The sequence below is a fragment of the Vibrio sp. YT-19(2023) genome, assembly GCF_033337395.1.
Genome location: NZ_JAWOQN010000692.1, coordinates 1 through 624 on the forward strand (window position 1 = coordinate 1; position 624 = coordinate 624).

The following is a 624-nucleotide window of genomic DNA, read 5'->3' on the forward strand; positions in this document are numbered from 1 at the left end:
AACCGTCAATCAACAAGGTCAAACGGTATTCAGTGCAAAAGAAATGGCCTCGCACATAAGGGCGAGACCATTTTGAGGTTGGTGGAGTTTTTCAACCAACTGTGAAGAGTGAGTTGGATAAAGAAGATCGGGAAGTTTGCGGTTTACAAGAAATGGAAAGTCACGTTGCCCGTAAAGCTGCTTAGGTTATCGCTGTCCCCATTGATATCCACGCCAAATGATTGGTAACTTGCACCAACAGAGATATTGTCTAACAAGAAATATTCCGCGCCGACGCCATACATGTAAGACACGCCATCATCTTTGCTGACCGAGCTTAATCCTCCATTGTAATCGACATTGAATGCATTAATGCCGCCTTTGGCATACACATGTAGCGGACCAAAATCGATGCTTGGTTTCGCCGCTAAGTAGAACGAAGTGAAATCCGCATCCCCTTTGTTGCCACCGAAAGACAAGTCGACTTTACCGTGGTTGAAATAGCCGACTTCGATACCGATTAACGGCAGAATCCCCGTTCCGACATGCACGCCATACGTTGTGTCGTTTTCGCCATCAATATCTGATTGACCAATTTGGCCGCCTGCATAAATCCATGAGTCAGCAAGCACTGATGTTGAACAC

1 protein-coding gene is annotated in these 624 nt (G+C 46.0%); it reads right to left on the bottom strand.

The annotated features are described in order from the left end of the window. Positions 1-143: 143 nt before the first annotated feature. Positions 144-624: outer membrane beta-barrel protein (locus tag R7E78_RS27915; RefSeq protein ID WP_318058859.1), on the bottom strand; the 481-nt coding region annotated here is incomplete at its 5' end.